Source organism: Idiomarina sp. UBA4206 (genome assembly GCF_002383015.1).
Taxonomy (GTDB): Bacteria; Pseudomonadota; Gammaproteobacteria; order Enterobacterales; family Alteromonadaceae; genus Idiomarina; species Idiomarina abyssalis.
On record NZ_DFTS01000027.1, the window covers coordinates 1 to 2567 of the forward strand.

A 2567-nucleotide genomic window follows, 5' to 3' on the forward strand; every position below is an offset into this window, starting at 1 on the left:
TTTTAATTTTACCCCAAAGCGTTTTTCTAACAAACGTATAACCTTCAGGAACATAAAAATTGACATCTCTCGCTAAAATCATTTGAGTTTTAGAAGCTTTCATGCCACTTGGAAGTTTTCTACGGTGTGCTCTTCGGTCTCCACTAAATTTTCGACTTTCATTAAAGAAAATCTTTTCTCGACTTCTTTGTTCTCTTGTTTCTGAATGTTTGTAAGTCACTCGTGGTAAATAAATCCATCTTTTCTTATTAGTTTTAACTCCCTGTGGAATCATTGGACGAGATCTGACTTGCATCGTAGAGTCTCGTTCAATCAAAATTTTCCAATCACGAATGCAAGCAGTTATTTTTAAATAAATTAGCTTGGAAGATTCTGCAATTTTAGAATCAAACACTTGACCCGTATTAAACATCCAGTATCTAAATTCTTTTTCTCCTTTAACATAAAGTTCAGAAAGAAAACGATCCTTTTGATCGTGGACAAAGATAGCAATATATTTTTCGTATTCAATAAACCGAACGTATTTAAGCATGGGATCATCTTTCAACTCAACGCAGGCATTGTAAGGAATCAAAAGACCTGTCGTTTGATCCATAGCTTCCGTTAAAATTTCAGAGATTTGGGATTTTGTTTCAGGATCAAGATCTAAATTCTCATTGCGAGTTCGAAAAGGAGATTGACCCACCGCCATTTTAGCTTCGTGTACGTGTTTGTAGAACATATTTTCATTAAAAACTTTTCCGTCATCTAAAAGAAGAGGAAAATCATCTCCAGCTAGGCAGCCATTAATTAAATTAAAGAAATTAATGATTGGCTGAGGTGACGGGCACGCCCATTTCCGCATCGGCCAGAAAGGCCATGGATTGCTCACCCTCGATGCTGAAATGCTTTGAACGCTCCAATGCGTCAATCAGTAACAGCTTGTCGCCTCTGGTTGATGAGCCCTCCGGTATTAGCGCTATCCATGCTTCCCGAAGGCGTTCAGCCAGCAGCGGCGCTTTTGCGTCGAGTTTCCTTAATGCCTTCGCGCAAAGCTCCAGTGTCAGATGGTGCGGGTCAACGCGGCATCCTAACCGGGTCGGCCTCTGCTGGTTCGTTAAGGTTTGAGTTTTTCCGATATCGTGCAGTAGCGCAGCAACAATGGCTGTGTCTCGCTCAATCGGCTTGAACGCTTGCACACCCAAGATATTCCAGGCCACGTTAATCGAGTGCTCAAGGAGCCCTGCTCCGCAACTGTGGTGTCCATTCAAAGAAGCAGGACATTCAAGATAGGCTGCCGCCACGTGCTTTTGTAGCAATACATCACACAGAAATTCTTTCATGACATCAGACTCAATGCGACTTTCCATCACAAGCAACGCTTTAAAGATATCCGGCCGCGGACATTTGGCTATTGGCAATGCGGCCAGTGATGTACCAATGGTTTCGCAGTCGTCTGCACAGACAAGCAACTTGCAGACACGAATGCTTTGCTCACCAATGATGGATTTGGCGACGTCAACGTGAAGCATCGTGTCCACCAATATCGCTTCATTTTTCAGTTGCTCGTAGCGAGCGTAGACCTCTAACGTGCCAGAGCTGTCGGACAGCGTTAGTTTGCATTTTTCCTCCGCCTGGGATGTTTGGACATACTCAACATCGCACAGATAGTAGCGTCCTGAAAAGCGCATGTATTCCTGCGCATCGATAAGTAGTGGTTGAATGGTGTCGTTCACAGTGATGTTTGTCATCGTGTTCATAAGAATTCTCCAGAGTCATTAAATCAGTATTGCGGTGAAGTAAGCGTGCACTTACTCCGCGTCAGGTTTGAAATCATTGAAATTGGACTTGAGCAACCGCTCAAACGCAGAGCCGTCCTGGCGGGTAAGGTTCGGCACATACCGCGAGTACACCCGAAACAACATTTCGGTCGTTGAGTGCCCCATCTGCCGCGCAATCCACTCAGGGCTCTCCCCTGCTGCCAGCCAAAGCGTGGCAGCGGTGTGACGGGTTTGATAAGGACGGCGTTTACGCAACCCAAGGTGCCGAAGCAGTGGATACCAGACACGTTTGGTCACGTTGTTATGCGATAGTGGCGAGCCGTTGCGGGTACAGAATACGTACTGCTGATCACCGGTTGCTTCGCACTGATGTTTCAATGCATCGAAGACCAGCTCGCTCATGTCGATGGCGCGAAACGACCCATCGTTTTTGGTGCTTTGGGTTTCACCGTTCACGATGGTGCTGCGCACCATGATTTGCCGGCGGTCAAAATCCACCGCATCCCACTGGAGCCCATCGATTTCGGCTGTCCGCATGCCAGTGAAGAACCGCACGGTGTAGTAGTCCCGAAAATCGGGGCGGACCTTCTCGATGATGAGGCGCACCTCATCAATGGTGAATGGCTCAACATCCGTACGCGGCACCTTAAGCGATTTAATTCCCTGGTAAGGTGAGCTAAAATTATAGCGGTTGGCTGCTTCATTCAAAATCATGCGCAAAGGCGTCATGATGTGGTTTATCCGCGACGGAGATAGCGACTTGTTGCTTCGGGGCGTAACTTTGGCGAGTGAGGCCCGAAACTCAAG

Annotated in this window: 3 protein-coding genes; all 3 read right to left on the bottom strand. The window is 46.6% G+C overall.

Going from position 1 to position 2567, the window contains the following annotated elements; genetic code table 11:
- Nucleotides 1-871, bottom strand: an 871-nt coding sequence (locus tag B3180_RS05840) for a hypothetical protein (protein ID WP_286843504.1), incomplete at its 3' end; no start/stop codon positions are given.
- A complete protein-coding gene (locus B3180_RS05845) occupies nt 804-1739 on the bottom strand; it encodes an HD domain-containing protein (RefSeq protein WP_278358534.1) in 936 nt (311 codons plus the stop codon). The genes B3180_RS05840 and B3180_RS05845, both read right to left, overlap by 68 nt.
- 51 nt (nt 1740-1790) lie before the next feature.
- Nucleotides 1791-2567 (bottom strand): site-specific integrase (locus B3180_RS05850; RefSeq protein WP_286843507.1); only part of this gene is annotated, 777 nt, incomplete at its 5' end.